9 protein-coding genes are annotated in these 16408 nt (G+C 43.5%); all 9 read left to right on the forward strand.

The window, feature by feature from the left end; translation table 11 throughout:
• Positions 1-111 precede the first annotated feature (111 nt).
• Positions 112-1845 carry a sensor histidine kinase gene (locus tag KCTCHS21_RS10500; protein ID WP_130607466.1) on the forward strand — a complete coding sequence of 578 codons (1734 nt, stop codon included), beginning with the start codon at positions 112-114 and terminating at the stop codon, positions 1843-1845.
• Complete coding sequence (locus tag KCTCHS21_RS10505; RefSeq protein ID WP_162309307.1) at positions 1838-3253, forward strand: response regulator transcription factor; 1416 nt, start codon at positions 1838-1840, stop codon at positions 3251-3253. Before KCTCHS21_RS10500 ends, KCTCHS21_RS10505 begins: the two co-directional genes overlap by 8 nt.
• A gap of 138 nt (positions 3254-3391) precedes the next feature.
• A complete protein-coding gene (locus KCTCHS21_RS10510) occupies positions 3392-5044 on the forward strand; it encodes an extracellular solute-binding protein (RefSeq protein ID WP_130607470.1) in 1653 nt (550 codons plus the stop codon).
• A 130-nt stretch (positions 5045-5174) separates the two neighbouring features.
• Positions 5175-6029, forward strand: a complete 855-nt coding sequence (locus tag KCTCHS21_RS10515; protein WP_130616452.1) for an ABC transporter permease — start codon at positions 5175-5177, stop codon at positions 6027-6029.
• A gap of 17 nt (positions 6030-6046) precedes the next feature.
• The gene (locus tag KCTCHS21_RS10520) at positions 6047-6925 is read left to right on the forward strand and encodes a carbohydrate ABC transporter permease (RefSeq protein ID WP_130607472.1); all 879 of its coding nucleotides are present in this window, start codon (positions 6047-6049) and stop codon (positions 6923-6925) included.
• A 32-nt stretch (positions 6926-6957) separates the two neighbouring features.
• Positions 6958-9621 (forward strand): glucosidase family protein, encoded by a 2664-nt coding sequence (locus KCTCHS21_RS10525; RefSeq protein WP_130607474.1) that lies wholly within the window; start codon positions 6958-6960, stop codon positions 9619-9621.
• A 32-nt stretch (positions 9622-9653) separates the two neighbouring features.
• Entirely contained in the window at positions 9654-13103 is a 3450-nt protein-coding gene (locus KCTCHS21_RS10530) for a DUF4838 domain-containing protein (RefSeq protein ID WP_130607476.1), read from the forward strand.
• Positions 13104-13220: 117 nt separating this feature from the next.
• Positions 13221-14249: an S-layer homology domain-containing protein gene (locus KCTCHS21_RS10535; protein WP_130607478.1), complete on the forward strand. Its 1029-nt coding sequence runs from the start codon at positions 13221-13223 to the stop codon at positions 14247-14249.
• A 15-nt stretch (positions 14250-14264) separates the two neighbouring features.
• Entirely contained in the window at positions 14265-16367 is a 2103-nt protein-coding gene (locus KCTCHS21_RS10540) for a glycoside hydrolase family 36 protein (protein ID WP_130607480.1), read from the forward strand.
• Positions 16368-16408: the final 41 nt, after the last annotated feature.

A 16408-nucleotide genomic window follows, 5' to 3' on the forward strand; every position in this document is an offset into this window, starting at 1 on the left:
TTTGCGAGTTCATCTTGATGATTTATTTTTTCTGGATGTTATAATATACCAAACTTCGATTGACGATAGAATGAATAGAATTGCTGGACAGGGAGAAGGGCTGATGACAGGATGATGGCAATAAACTCATACTTAATGCAGCATGTACGACGTTCATTTAAAGTCCGAGTTATTACGATTATTTTGTTAAGTACGTTGATTCCGCTTTTTATCATTGGAATTATTTCTTATTATTCAATTATTTCGATGCTGAATAACAAAATTGAAGGAAGCATTAAGAGTAATTTACAACAGACGAAGACCTCACTGGAAAATATCGTTAATAGTTTGAATTATGTTTCTCAGCAGTTGGCGTTCGATCAGAGGATATATAGCGATTTGGAGAAGTTGAGTTCGGCAACGAGTCTCTTTGAGAAGTCTCAGTATGAGAAGGCCATTATGAGTACCCAGAATTTTGTGAGCTTTACTAACCCCAATGTCGGATTTACTTTTTATTTTTATGAAAATAGTAATCAACCGATCTTTCAGGATACTTCGCTCATGCGCAAGTTTGAACCGCAGAAATTACCTATTATGATGAAGCTGCATAATACGATTTATTACGGACCGCACCGGTCGGTAAATCGTTATAACGAGAATGAAGTTTTCTCAGTTACTCGGCGTTTGGAGGCTCCTGGATATGAAGGTCTAAACGTGTATATAGAGTCCAGTTCCCAACAGTTATTTCCTGAGCAGCCGGGATTTAATGTGAAGTATCTTATTGTAGATCAGCATGACCGAGTGGCATACAGCGAATATGAACAACAGTATCCAGTAGGCTTAGAGCTCAAAGCTAATGAATTAATAGATGATTTGAATGTGGATAATGATAGGTTTTTATTTGTAGGTAAATCCTCGCAAGGATGGCGCATGGTCTCCGTTATTCCTAAAGAAAGCTATTATAAAGAGAGAGACACCTGGCTTATGCAGTATGTTTTGATAGCAATAGGTTCGATTGGACTTGCTTTGTTGTTGTCTTTATTCGTGTGGAAAACAGTGATCACACCGCTGTCACAGCTCAGGAGGGAAATCCTGAATTTGGAGAACAGCAATTTTCATTCACCTGCAGTGAACACCCGCTTTAATGAGTTTGACAGGCTGTTGACTCATTTTCAACGTATGAAGGAACAAGTGCTGGGGCTCATTGTAGAAATTGAGGTAAATGAGAAACAAAAAGCTGAGCTTGAGATCGAAAAACTGCTTCACCAAATTAACCCTCATTTCATCCACAATACGTTAGATACGGTTCGTTGGGTAGCGCGTACGAAAGGGGATCGAGAAATAGACCATCTCGTGTCTACGCTGAATAAACTGCTTTACTACAATATGGGCAAAAGAAGGCATTCTACAATCCGTGAGGAAATCGAAGCAATTGGCGATTATATCCTTTTACAGAGAATGCGTTACGATTTTGAATTCGCTCTGGAAATACAAGCGGACGAGTCAATTATGGATATGGAAATTCCGAGGTTCATCTTACAGCCACTTGTTGAAAACTGTCTCTATCACGGGCTTAAGGATGACGGTGTAATCCAAGTTGGAATCAGGGAAGAAAATAAGCAATTTATCGTTATTAGTGTGAGCGACAATGGAGCAGGGATGGATAATGAGAAGGTCCAAGCACTATTTGATCCCAAGGCAGCTTCAAAGAGAAGCTCCGGATTTGGAATCGGACTTTCCTACGTTCAGAGGATGCTGAAATCCCAATTCGGCAGCAATGCCAGCTTTATTATTGAAAGTACACCAGGGGAGGGCACTAAGATGTCTATATCTATTCCATTCGTTGAGGGAAATTCCGATGTTTAGGGTGCTGTTGGTAGATGACGATAAAATGGTGCGAAAGGGACTTATTGCAACGATGCCATGGAGCGAATATGGCTTCGAAATTGTTGGCGAGGCTAATAATGGAGAGAGTGCTCTTGAATTTCTTAAGCAGCATGAAGTAGATGTTCTGATAACGGATCTGTCTATGCCTAATATGAATGGAATCGAGCTTATGGAATCCGTGTGTAAGATTTACCCGGGAATATGGATTGTAGTCCTTACTTTTCATCAGGATTTCGAATGGATTCAGACTTCTCTCAGACTTGGTGCAATTGATTATATTGCAAAGGTACAGCTGGAGTACGAGCAATCGGAAGCTGTGCTGGAGCGGATCAGAAGCCGGATTCGGCTTGAGCAATCAAAGCGTGCCAATGCTGTTCCGCACGTTCACGATACATTCGACAGAGGGAACGGAGATTATGTAGTCGTTTACGCTTTGAATGAAACATTCAACATAAGCCCTAATGATCAAGACAGTATGCTAATTGAGTTGAAAAAGGGGTTGTGGCTGAAAAAGGACGGGGATACGGAAAAGGATCAGCAATCGATCGTTGATCTGTTAAGTCTGCAATCGGAGCAGCAGGCTGTTATCCTAAATCTATCCGGGTTCCGAGACTATAATATAGACGAATTGACCGGATACTTGCTTAATTACTTGCAGCATTCCTTTTTCTATGAATATGAAAAAGGAAAATCAGTATATGAAATTTCCGGAGAGAAAGTCGAGCCGGCTCACGATGCCTGGACAGGTGCTAAATGGGAGAACGTTATGGAGCATTGGCGTTCTCTAATGTGGGTTGTTCAGGAAGATTATTATGAGAATAACATGGAGCTGATAACGAGCTGCCGTCCCCCTTCCCATAAACTAGAGAGCTTGTTCTATAATGCCAAGCATGAATGGCTCCGTATCATCGGTGAGGATGTGTTCATAAGCCTGCCTTCGTTCAGATCGTTGCGTTATTGGTGTGATTGGAAAGAATGGATTCACGGAGCTAGAACAATTATGAAGCGGAAAATTCAAAAAGCCAATTATTCAGAAGAGATATCGCGTAGCATTCTACAAGCGGTAGAATATATCCATATCGATTTAAAGCGTGAAGTTCGTATAGAGGATTTGGCCAGAAGAGTGAATATGAGCCGAAGCTACTTTAGTCAATGCTTTAAGGATATCGTGGGATTGGCTACTGTAGATTATCTTAGAAAAGTAAGGATGTTGGCTGCACAAAAGCTACTCATCCAAACAACTAATCCAATCCATTGGATTGCGCAGCAATGCGGATATTTAGATGAGAAATACTTCAGTAGGGTATTTCAAGAATATACGGGGACAACACCTAGTAGATATCGTAAAGAACATCCGATAGGAGACAATTCTCCTAAAAAAGGTTGATTATTGTCCTAATTTAAGCTGATGTATTAGCAATAGCAAGAAATGTTCAACTAAAGTCAGGACAATCCTGGCTTTTTACCATTTTATAACTTGATAATATTAAGAAGTACTTAAAAACGACGACGAGGGGTAATTAGAATGTTCAAGAGAAGAAGAGGTATGACGTTCTTACTGACAATGGTAATCATCCTTGTTACCGCATGCAGTAACAACAATGCAAAGCAAACCAACAGTTCGGCACCACTTGAAAGCGCTTCCTCATCAAATAAATTGAGTCCTTCTGAAACAGCACAATCGGACCATGATCCGTTTGGTAAGTTTCCAGAGCCTGTCATTCTGTCAGTAGGTCAAGGATTGCCAGCAAATGATAACACCTTGCCAGAGGGCGACACACTTGAGAACAATCAATTTACAAGACGGATTAAAGAGGTTACTAATGTTGAAGTCAAAATGGCTTGGTCAGCTGTTCGGACATGGGTAAGCGGTGATGCATATGATCAGAAGGTGAAGCTGGCGATTTCAAGTAACAACTTGCCGGATGCCATGATTGTTACGAGATCGGATTTGGAGCTGCTTGTCAAATCGGATCTGATTGCTGATTTAAGTGAGATTTATGATCAATATGCTTCACCGATGCTTAAAGAATACTATGATTCTGTTGAAGGAAGGGCACTGAGAAGCGCGACGTTTAATGGGAAATTAATGGCTCTCCCCAATGTCGTTCCGCAAGCTGACGGTATTAATGTAGTATGGATCCGTAAAGATTGGCTAAACAAACTATCTCTACCAGAGCCTAAGACGATGGATGAATTGGAGCAAACGATTCAGGCTTTCATAGATAAGGATCCAGGCGGAAACGGTAAAGGAAAAACACTCGGTATTGTCGGCGACAGAAACTCTCTTGATACTTTGTTTTCAGCGTATCATGCTTATCCTTCGATCTGGTATAAAAATAACGAAGGTAAAGTAGTATGGGGATCGACAACGCCGGAGACGAAGCAAGCCTTGCAGAAGCTTCAGGATATGTATAAGAAAGGAATTATCGATAAAGAAATCGGATTGCGCAAAGATCCTACAGAACCCGTTGCGGCGGGTCTAACAGGAGTGTTTCTAAACAAATGGTATTCGCCATGGGGAGTTCTAGGCAACGCTACAGTGAATAATCCGACCGCTGAATGGATTCCGTTAACGATTCCTGTGGATAGCGAAGGGAAATTCAATACGAAGATGCTGCCTGTCAGCAACGATTACTTGGTCGTTCGCAAAGGGTATGAGCATCTCGATGCTGTAATGAAACTTACGAACGTGAGAACTAATGCCAGCAATGAAGCTTCTTTGTACGATCAAAGCGTCAGTCCTGGATATTGGCCATTACGCGTTGTGACAGCTCCATTTGGTGTCGAAGAAATGTATCAAGGCGTGAGCAAAGCTTTGAACGGAGAGATTAATCCGGATGATCTGGCGCCTGCTCTTAAGGATACTTATGATCGGTATAAGAGAGTAGAGGCAAATAAAGGAAAGATCGATCTCTCGGATTGGGCGCCGGTCAAGTCTTATATGCTGGGGGGCTCAATTACTTCGTTGCCGATGAATAAGGTGTTCCCGGTATACTCCGCGGAAACTAAATCGATGAAGCTGAAGTGGCCGGCGATGTTGAAACTTGAAGAAGAAACGTTTTATAAAATTATTATGAACGAACAGCCGGTTGACTCCTTTGATAAGTTTGTTTCTAGTTGGAATAAAATGGGTGGTCTTGAAATAACGGCAGAGGTTGAAGAAGCAATTAAATAAGGAATGAAGTAGTAAGACATGAAGAAGAGGCGCAGATGGATTAAACCAATCTCATCTGCCCTTTCCTCTATGGGAGAAGGAGGCAGTCATCTTGTTAAAAAACAATAACAATCAGTTGCATTATCATTTGATGCTACTGCCGGGTATGGTCATCGTCCTATTGTTCAGTATTTTACCGATGGTAGGCATTGTAATAGCTTTCCAGGACTTTAACCCTGGACGTGGGTTATTCCAATCGGAATGGGTAGGGTATGATAACTTTCGTTATATGTTCGAGTTGCCCGAAATCAAACAAGTGTTAATGAATACTGTCAGCATTGCCATTATGAAGATTATCGGCAATATGATATTCCCGCTCATGTTTGCGCTTATGCTACATGAAACAGTGTTTTTAAGAATCAAGCGTTGGGTTCAAACAATTGTATATTTACCTCATTTTTTATCATGGGTTATTTTATCGGGCATTCTTCTTGAGATATTTTCCTATAGGGGAGTAGTCAACCAATTCATCGGCTGGTTTGGATTCGAGCCTATTTTATTCATCAGCAGCAATTCGTGGTTCCGTCCTATTCTGGTGGGCAGTGATATTTGGAAGGAATTCGGCTTCGGAACAATTATTTATCTGGCTGCGTTAACGGGAATAAATCCGGCTCTGTATGAAGCCGCCGAGCTTGATGGGGCTTCACGTTGGCAAAGGCTACGCTATATTACGATGCCGGGTATTACAACAACAATTATTTTACTGGCGACATTGAGCCTAGGTAATGTATTGAATGCGGGTTTTGACCAAATTTTTAATATGTATAATGCTCGTGTATATGACTCAGCGGATATTATTGACACCTACGTATTCAGGGCTGGAATCAACAACTTACAATATGGCTTTGCAACTGCAGTAGGATTATTGAAATCAGTAGTAAGCTTTGTGTTGATAATAATGTCCTATGTATTAGCATCTAGGTTAGCTAACTATCGGATTTTTTGACGAAGGTGGTTTAAGATATGATCCGAAACTCGAAACGAACGATTTCAGACTATGTTTTATTAATAATATTAATTGCCGTAATGCTACTTTGCCTGATGCCCATCTGGAATACGTTGATGATTTCTCTTTCTGACAAATCGGCTGTAGCTGGCGGGGGAATTTTCTTCATTCCAACTGGATTTAATCTGATTGCTTACTCGACAATTTTGAAGGACGGCAGCTTTTTCAGAGCTGCAATCGTATCAATCGAACGTGTGCTGTTAGGTGGGGGTATCACCTTTGTGCTCACGATATTGATGGCTTATGCGCTTTCTCATGATTCGCGGGAATTTCGTTACAGGAACGTGTACATGTGGACATTGGTATTTACGATGCTGTTCTCTGGCGGTTTAATTCCGTTTTACTTAACGATTAAAAATTTGAAAATGCTGGATTCTATCTGGGCTCTTGTATTGCCTGGTGCTGTCCCTGTATTTAGCGTAATTTTATTGTTGAATTTTTTTCGAAATATTCCCAAGGAGCTGAAAGAGGCTGCTTATGTTGACGGAGCAGGACCCTGGTATATAATGGTCCGGATATTCGTTCCGATCTCCCTTCCAGCGTTGGCCACTGTTACCTTGTTCAGCATTGTAACCCATTGGAATTCTTTTCTTGATGGTTTGTTGTTTATGAATAATCCAGATAAATATCCGCTGCAAACTTACATTCAACAATTAGTCGTACAAATTCAATCGGATAATATGAATTCGGAGCAGATGAAACAGCTGGCCAAATTAAGTAATAAAACGTTAAATGCGGCAAAAATTTTTCTCACAATGATTCCTATTCTACTCGTGTATCCGTTTTTGCAGCGTTTTTTCATACATGGAATAACTCTAGGTTCGGTGAAGGAATAGTAGGATAGAGAACAGGAGTTGGGAGTTAAAAAGTGGGTAAACATATAGCAATCGTTTGGGAGAATAGCCGAACGAGCGGTCAGGTGCGAATATATAATGGGAATATTATCAATATAAAGTATTTTAAGGATTCTACTTCGTGGAATAAAGGGGAAAGTTGTTCTGCAGCAGAAACGTATTTACGTATTGAAGTGGAAGTCGACTTCGAATTGCAACCGAATACGGGTCAAACACTTGTTACGATCGAGACAATGCCACACTCGTTCAGCTTCTTTGTAAGTGATGTCAACAGCAATTATCCAATCTATATCCCAGCATATGGTGCTGCAGTAACCGATACGCAGGATACCCGAACCTATTTGGAAATCAAAGAGAGTATTGAAGAAAAAGGTCTACTCACGAATTTGCAGATCATAGAGGCGGAGAAAGAAGAATCTTTCGAAGCAGCGAGTATGCATACAAGGGATCATGCTTGTCCGACTTGGCTTGGGATTAGCAGAGATACCCGAATATTCGAAACACAGGCAAGGGGGCGGGGAAGCAATAATTCCCTACCGCCGCCGATTGAGGGATCAGAGCTGCAATGGGACTGGGTTCAGCCAAGAGAGCATGGGAATGAAGTTGCATTACCGGAAAATGAGGGGCGACCGGTGCGTTACTGTTATATGTTGGGCAGGGGTATCGGATGTTCGGACACGGTTATACGTCGGTTGGATAAGGGTGTTCTGCCTATTCTGAGCACGAAGGTCGTGGATGATGACATCACATATGAAGCCTTATCCTTCGTTTCATTAGAATCAAGCGAACTGAATTCGCAATCGCTTAAAGGAACGCCTTATTTAATAGCGGATGGTTATGGAATAGGCCATATGCTTTCTGCTGATCAGATTAAGCGACGGGATGAACTTCTGGCTCAAGAGCTGGAAACAAGGTCGTGTGAGACCACCGTATTTTATTGCAGAGTCATAGCCGAGAATTCAGGCAAAGTTCCTCGTTATGCGTGGTTTAAGAATATTGTCCCAAATCCTGGACCTAAACCAATTCCCTATACATTTGAGGGGTTCACAGGCTTTGCTCAGTATACTGCTGAGCGAATATTCTGTATATCCAAATTGAATGGTAAGGCACTTCCGAGTGAAGAAAATGCAGTGTTGTTAAAACCGGGCGAAAGTGCGATTTTCGAGTTTTATTTGCCTCATCAGCCGATTTCATATGAACGTGCGGTGAACTTGAGCAAGCAAGATTTCCATTCTCGTTACGTGGAATGTCGAGATTATTGGGAGAAAAAATTGTCAAGCAGTGCGCAAATCCGTATTCCAGAACCTCGTTTGGAGGAGATGGTGCAGGCGGGATTGCTTCATACGGATCTCATCATGTACGGCAAGGAACCGGAAGGGACGCTTGTACCTGCGATCGGCATATATACTGCGATTGGCTCGGAAAGCTCGCCGATTATTCAATTTATGGATTCTATGGGTTGGGGCGGCATTTCGAGACGAGCGCTTATGTTCTTTCTTGACAAGCAGTATGAGGATGGCATGATTCAGAATTACGGCGGATATATGCTAGAAACCGGTGCAGTATTATGGTGCCTCGGTGAGCATTATCGTTACTCGCCTGACGATTCATGGATTGCTCAGATCAAACCGAAGCTGCTCAAAGCTTATGAATTTTTGCTGAGATGGCGGCAACGAAATGAGACTGAGCAATTGCGCGGATGTGGATACGGCATGCTTGAAGGAAAGACAGCTGATCCTGAAGATCCGTATCATTCCTTCATGCTAAATGGATACGCTTACTTAGGCCTTAGTCGCTTGGCTGAATTGTTGAAGAACATAGATGAAGAATTGTCCTCGCAGGTACGTCTGAATGCGGATTTATTGAAGGCGGATATACGTACGGCTTTCGATCTGGCAATGTCGCGATCTCCGGTTGTGCCGTTAGGTGATGGAGGCTGGGTGCCAACGGCACCGCCATGGGTGGAGGCTCGCGGTCCGTTAGCTTTATACGTGGAACAGAATAACTGGTTTACACACGGAACCTTCATGGGCCGCGATTCCATGCTCGGTCCGATGTATCTTATCTTTCAGGAGGTAATCGAGGCAAAGGAAATAGCCGCCGATTTCCTTGTTCAATACCATAATGAACTGATGCTCACTCGAAATGTGGCTTTTAGTCAGCCTTATTATAGTGTTCACCCTTGGGTACACCTGAAGCGCGGCGAAGTAAAGCCGTTCTTGAAAGCGTATTACAACACAGTCTCAGGATTAGCCGACAGAGAAACCTATACTTTCTGGGAGCACTTCTATCAAGTTAGTCCTCATAAAACCCATGAAGAGGCTTGGTTTCTGATGCAAACCCGTTGGATGCTGTATATGGAGGAAGGCACATCATTGCGGCTACTTCCAGGAATCCCTAGAAAATGGTTAGAACAAGGAAAGCGCATCGAGCTCTCAGGGGTCAATACTTATTTCGGAAAATTGTTCCTTCACGTACGGTCAGAATTGGATCAAGGGTTTATATCCGCAACAATAATATGCGATCCTCTCCGTGCACCACAATCCATAGTGCTGCGGCTTCCCCATCCTGATGGCCGAAGAGCGAGTAATGTCGTTGGGGGAACATATGACGAGGGGAAGGAGACTGTAGTTATCAATGCTTTCACAGGGATAGCTGAAATACGATTAGAGTTTTAAGCCTCAAAATTCAAAAAAAATGGAGGATTAAAATGAGTAAAAACCTTCTTTGCAAAGCATCGTTCTTTGTTTGTCTGGTACTTTTGTTCTCCATTGTCATTTCTGTGACCGTGCCTATATCTTATGCTGGTGCGGCTGGGCATGTAGCCGATGAGGTAGCAAGTATTCCGAATAATATAATGGGAGATTACAAGGAGCCCACTGCTGAGTCGATCGAAGGAGTTGAACTCGTAGTCGCAGGAGTAAGTCGTGCAACTGTCGTATTAACTTCGACCGCGACGGATCTTGAAAAGCAGGCGGCACAAGAGCTGCAAAGCTATGTGAAAAAAGTATCTGGAGCGGATATGCCCGTTGTAACCCATGCAAGTGCGATCAATGGGATTAAAATTTTTGTAGGAAGTGCTGCACCCGATCCGCAGCTGGAACAAATCCGTCAAAAGGGTACGGATCCGGATTCCTTTCGTCTGTCAGTTAGTGGGGACAGCATTCAATTAGTCGGCCTATCCGATAGAGGAGTACTGTTTGCAGCTTATGAGCTGCTGGAGCAAATCGGAATCCGTTGGTTCACTCCTGGCGACCTCGGTACTGAAATTCCTTCGCTGCAAACGATTCGTGTGAAGGAGCAGAATACGATCCAGAATCCTGGTGTCATCAATAGGTATGTGGGTGGTATGGATTATCTCTTTTCTAGTGGAGCGATTGAATACGTCGATAAATTCGAGGGAAAGAAGTGGATGCAACATAATCGAGGCAGCACGGTCCCTCTTGGCGGACACGGATTACCTTGTACGATTACACCTCAGGAACGGCCAGATTTATTTATTAAAGTGGATGGAAATCTTACAACCCAACTGGATGTATCACAACCAGGTACACTGACATGTGTCGTGGAAGGGGTATTGGAGTACCTGAAGGAAAACCCAAATACTAAATATATCGATTTGGGACCAGATGACGGTGATAATCTGGGCACAACGGAATGGGATGCTGTAGATTTCGATCCGCTTATGGGCTCTAATTCGATAACTGATCGTTATGTTAAATTTTACAATAAGGTATTGGAACAAATTGAGCCACAATATCCCGATGTAGGTATCGCATTTTTCGCTTATCTTCGCTATATGAGGGCTCCTGTTCGTGAAGTTCCTAACCCAAAGCTATTGCCGGTTATTGCTCCGATCTCGGTCGATCGTATCCATTCGATTGAAAACAGCATGTCTTGGGAACGGGACTATTTGAAAGATCTCATAAATGATTGGAAGAAATTAGGTGTTGATGTATCTGTTTATAGCTACATGTTCAATTTGGCTGACCCTGGTCTGCCCTTTTCAATGATCAATCGTATCGTGGAGGAAATGAGCTATTATCATAAAGAGGAGATGAACCAGCTTCGTTTTGAGGTGATGCCGTCTTGGGGTTATCAGGGCCCCTCCTTGTATATGATGGCCAAATTAAACTGGAATCCGGAGCTCGATGTTCAGAAGACGTTATCAGACTACTTCTCTAAATATTATGGACCAGCAGCTGAGCCCATGTGGAATCACTTTCGCAAGCTGGAAGATGTATTTGCCAATGCGGATTATTATACCGGGGCAGTATTTGATTACTCGAAAATATTGACTCCAGACGTTATGGCAGATCTGGAGAGCACACTGGCTGAAGCGGAAAGTAAGGTAACGGCGAACTCCAAATACGCAAAACGGGTTTGGATGACACGTGTTGCTTTCGATTTTGGAAATGAGTTTACGGATATGCGAGACGCTTACCTCAAATTTGATTTTGTAAAGGCGAAGCAGCACTATGACGAGGCCAAATCGCTATTAGAGTTGGCTTACCTGCAATCCCCTGTCATCATTCATCCTTGGACAGCTGAGTATTTGGATATATTTTGGAAAGAACAAATTGAAATGAGCTACAAACGAGTTACAAATGGTAACCAGATTGTCGCACAGCTGCCAGATGAATGGTTGGCCATGCTAATCCCTGGAGGAAACGGGGATAAGCTGGGGTTGTGGAAGCCGGGTGTCGGTACGAAATCGTGGATGAAGCTGAAGACATATTCCGATACATGGTCAAATCAAGGCTTGCGTTATTACAAGGGTGAGGTCTGGTACCGTACTTCAGTTAATGTCGCGGAGCAATTCAAAGATAAGCCGATCCGGCTTTGGTTTGGAGACATTGACGAAACTCCGCGGGTTTGGATAAATGGCAAGGAAATACAGCCCAAGTCCACAGGGATCGCTACGGTTATACCTTGGGAATACGAAGTGACTAGCGCAATCAAATTTGGGAAAAAAAATGATATTGTCGTCTCCGTAATTAACAAATCGTTAGATGAAGTGGGGACAGGCGGTATTATAGGTCCTGCATTTCTCTGGGCAGTTGCTCCTGAGCCTATAGATGAACCAGGCGATCCGGATGAGCTTCTTACGAATCCTGGATTCGAAAAAGGGACGATAGGATGGGAGCCCTTTTATACGGCTAAATTGACCTCCGTTACTTCTCCTGTGAGTGGTGGTTCTAAAGCGCTTGAAGTTAGTGGAAGGAACAATAACTACACAGGTGCGATGCAGAATCTTAAAGCGATATTGCTAGAGAACGGACAAGGAACTTACGATTTCGGAGCTAATCTGCGTACTAAATCGGGTGAGCAAACGATGTATGTAAATATTTTTGTCAATGATAGCGAAGGCGAACATTACTTTAACGGATCTTTTGAAAACGTGGGAAATGGTAGCTGGGTGAGATCATCAGGCTCAAAAAATATTACATGGACAGGTGAGCTGAAGGCTGCTCGAATATACGTGGAATCTGCTGGGGGAACAGGCGATTTTTATATCGATGACTTCAGCTTCAAAAAAAAAAAATTACCTAGTTTTGATAAAAGCACATTAACGACGAGTGTAAGCACAATACCCGCAGGGACGGAATTTAAGGTTAACTACGGACTCAGCAGCGTGAGTAAAGCTGTCTATGGTCAGGACATCAAGCTGGATTATGATTCTTCCGTCATGGAGTTCGTAACTGCAAAGTCCTTAATAGACGGAGTTGGGATTGTAGAGACTGTCAAGGAACCGGCGGGTAAGCTTCGTTTGATTGTAGCTAGTCAAGGGTCGGAGCATGCTGTCATCGATAACGCGCAAGTGGTAGAGCTTACCTTCAGGGCAAAAAAAATTGCACAATCTGCTTCAGGTGTGATCTCGATTACAAGCGCCATTCTAGGGGATAACCAAGGAAATGAAACCCAGGCGGCATTGTCTTCAATCAGTGTACGGGTAACGGCTATAGTTGCAGTTGAGAACAGTGCGGACATTAATCAAGATGGCAAAGTGACTGTAGGTGATTTGTCCATCATCGCTGCTCGATACGGCAAAGACAGAAGCAGCCCAGATTGGGAGCAAGTGAAGAGTGCCGATATTAATGGGGATGGCGTAATCGATATCCTTGATCTCGTGGCGGTGGCCAAGAAAATATTGGAGTAGCACAAATAAAAAACAGGAAGGGAATGGCTCCTTCCTGTTTTTTAATACAAAACCGAAAACAGGTAAACTTCTCTTAAAAAACAGCACGGTCGTTTTCAAAGAAAGGGTGATCCTACTATGAATCGTAAAATCATGACTATGATACTCCTATTGCTACTTTGTTTACCCTCGGAGCTTCTAACTACCTCTTATGCGGCGACGGCTTCCTCATTTCTTTTAACTACGGATAAACCTGCGGGTGGCAAAGTTGTCGTAACCCTGAGTGGCAAGGGAATAAAAGATTTATATGGCTATGAAGCTAGATTCACATTTGATCCAGATCAGCTTGAGCTGGTAGAATCCAAATCCAGTCTGGACGGTTTCTCTGTGTCGCCTATTATCAAGAAAAATGAGATTATTATCGCCCATACCAAAATCGGCAATGTAACGGGAGAAAGTGGGGATATCGTCATCGGTTCCTTGACTTTTAAGATCAAGAAGAATGGGACTTCCAATGTTAAGTGGGAATCGATGAAGGCAGTAGACCATAATTTGTCGGCTCAAACCTATCCCATAGGAAAGAGTGTTTCCGTGACTGCGGCGAAAAAGGGTTTTCTTGATCTGGAAGGTCACTGGGCCAAGGCAGATATAGAAGTGCTCGCCTCAAAAGGCATTATTGAAGGAATAGATGAAGATCACTTTGCACCGGAAAACCATGTAACGAGAGCACAGTTTGCCGCATTGATTTCGAGAGCACTAAATCTTAAGACGGATACGAAGAAAAGTCCTTTCACTGATGTTGCGCCTGCTTCCTGGTACAAGGATGTCATAAATAGCGCCTATTCGGCAGGGATTATTCAAGGCCTGACGGATACAAAATTTGCTCCGGAACGAAATATTACAAGGGAAGAAATGGCAGTGATGATTGTACGAGCGAATGTCTATGCGGCGCGTTCTTCAACAGAGGAGAACAACAAAGTCGCTGAAATAACTTTTGCAGATTCAGCGGACATCAGTAAGTGGGCTAGAGAGGGAGTCCAAGCTGCCGTTCGTTCAGGAATTATTAAAGGCAAAGCGGGGTTGAAGTTCGATCCTCAGGGTAAGGCATCGCGAGCTGAGGCAGCGACAGTAATTAAAAGATTATTATCTGACTTAAATCTGCTTTAAACATAGGGAGGACATATGGAAAACATACAGAACACACAAAACATTTCTATCTGCGAGAACGGACTTTATCTGGATATTGAGATTACAGAGAGCAAGGATGTTAGGTTGCTGCATTTCTCGCCATTTCCTTTGAAAATACAAGAGCTGGGTACAGAAGAAGCGCGTCGAAGATTTCGCATCGTGGAAATTCAAACGACGGGTGAGGATCAGGATGATCATCACGGATCTAAATATACGGGCACATTGCCAGGTAATCGACTGAAATATATGAGCCACAACGACCTGAGAAACGAGCAGGGGCGGAAGCTGGAAATTGCAATGAAAGATGAAGGGATTCTGGTAACGGTCCACTATCAATTTTATAACGATATTCCGGTTATACGTGCATGGACAGAAATAACGAATGTCTCCGACTCCTCGGTAGGGTTGGAGTATGTGTCTTCTTTCGCTTTGACCGGCATTGCCAAAGAAGGGAGTAACAGCTGGGAGGCGAAGAGCAGGTTACATGTCTCGGACAATACTTGGCATGGTGAAATGAAGTGGAGAAGCAACACACTACCTGAGCTTGGACTGACAAGGGCGAATGATTCATCGCTGAAGCGTCTGTCTTACAGCACTTCGGGGACGTGGTCATCAGAAGGTCTAGTACCAATGGGGTGTTTCGAAAATATAGAACGGGATACTTGCTTGTTCTGGCAAATTGAACATAATGGCTCCTGGCATTGGGAAATTAGCGATGTGGCGAACCATCTCTACTTACAGCTTAGCGGCCCTACTGAAAATGAGAACCATTGGTGGAAAAGTGTTGCACCAGGTGAGACATTCCTCTCCGTCCCAGTGGCTGTAGGCATTGTCGCAGGTCAGTTCGAGCAGGCGATCGGTGAATTAACCCGTTACCGCAGAGAAATTCGTCGACCAAACCAGGACAATGAGTGGTTGCCTGTTATTTTCAACGATTATATGAATTGCTTGTTTGCCAATCCGACAACGGAGAAGATTTTACCTTTAGTCGATGCGGCTGCCGAAGCTGGCTGCGAATATTACTGCATCGATGCTGGCTGGTATGCGGATGGAGAATGGTGGGATGAAGTTGGTTTGTGGCTGCCATCACAAGTGCGCTTTCCCGGCGGTCTGAAGGAAGTGACAGAATATATTCGAAGCAAAGGAATGATTCCGGGGTTATGGCTGGAGCTTGAGGTAATGGGGGTAAACTGTCCACTCGCCGACAAGGTGAGCGATGAATGGTTTTTTATGCGGCACGGAAAACGGGTCATTGATCATGGCCGCTACCAATTGGATTATCGGAATCCTGAGGTGCTTAAGCATGCAGATGAAGTTATTGACCGACTCATATTAGAGTATAAAGTCGGTTACATCAAGATGGACTACAACATCAATGCCGGAATCGGTACTGAGGTTGGAGCCGACAGCTTCGGCGATGGCCTTCTCCAGCATAATCGTGCCTATCTCCAATGGCTCGATAGCGTGTTCGGCCGATATCCCGATCTTGTCATAGAAAACTGCGCCAGCGGTGGAATGCGCTTGGATTATGCATTGCTGAGTCGTCACAGCATTCAGTCAAGCAGTGATCAGACTGATTATCGCAAATATGCGCCCATTGTAGCCTCAGCTCCGACAGCGATAACACCGGAACAATGTGCGGTATGGTCTTACCCGCTCAGGGATTGTACTGAGGAGGAAGTGATTTTCAACCTCGTCAACTGCATGCTGATGAGAGTGCATCAGAGCGGACATCTGGCGGAAATCTCATCGGAACGGTTCGCATTAATTCGCGAAGGGTTGAATTATTACAAGAGCATTCGTCAAGATATTGCTGGAGGACTACCTTTTTGGCCTCTCGGATTACCTTCCTATGGCGATTCATGGATATGTCTGGGGCTTCGTTGCGGGCAAAAGGCGTATTTGGCAGTGTGGAGATTAGAAAGTGAACAAGATACCATTAAACTACCGATACACTTTTTGGCTGGGCAGGATGCTTCCGTTCTATGTGGTTATCCGCAGCGGCAGGACTGTGACTGGCATTGGAATCCGGAAGGCGGGGCGTTAACGGTAACATTACCTTCAATGAATTGTGCCCGTCTGTTTGAGCTTCAATAATATGATGTCATCCATAACCATTCATAGATGGAGGTTGTTAT

The sequence above is a fragment of the Cohnella abietis genome (assembly GCF_004295585.1).
In the GTDB taxonomy this organism is placed as follows: domain Bacteria; phylum Bacillota; class Bacilli; order Paenibacillales; family Paenibacillaceae; genus Cohnella; species Cohnella abietis.

Bases quoted from the DNA above. Each gene is read 5' to 3' on its own strand.
- KCTCHS21_RS10500 (WP_130607466.1), top strand. From the start codon at position 112: ATGATGGCAATAAACTCATACTTAATGCAGCATGTACGACGTTCATTT.
- KCTCHS21_RS10505 (WP_162309307.1), top strand. From the start codon at position 1,838: ATGTTTAGGGTGCTGTTGGTAGATGACGATAAAATGGTGCGAAAGGGA.
- KCTCHS21_RS10510 (WP_130607470.1), top strand. From the start codon at position 3,392: ATGTTCAAGAGAAGAAGAGGTATGACGTTCTTACTGACAATGGTAATC.
- KCTCHS21_RS10515 (WP_130616452.1), top strand. From the start codon at position 5,175: ATGCTACTGCCGGGTATGGTCATCGTCCTATTGTTCAGTATTTTACCG.
- KCTCHS21_RS10520 (WP_130607472.1), top strand. From the start codon at position 6,047: ATGATCCGAAACTCGAAACGAACGATTTCAGACTATGTTTTATTAATA.
- KCTCHS21_RS10530 (WP_130607476.1), top strand. From the start codon at position 9,654: ATGAGTAAAAACCTTCTTTGCAAAGCATCGTTCTTTGTTTGTCTGGTA.
- KCTCHS21_RS10535 (WP_130607478.1), top strand. From the start codon at position 13,221: ATGAATCGTAAAATCATGACTATGATACTCCTATTGCTACTTTGTTTA.
- KCTCHS21_RS10540 (WP_130607480.1), top strand. From the start codon at position 14,265: ATGGAAAACATACAGAACACACAAAACATTTCTATCTGCGAGAACGGA.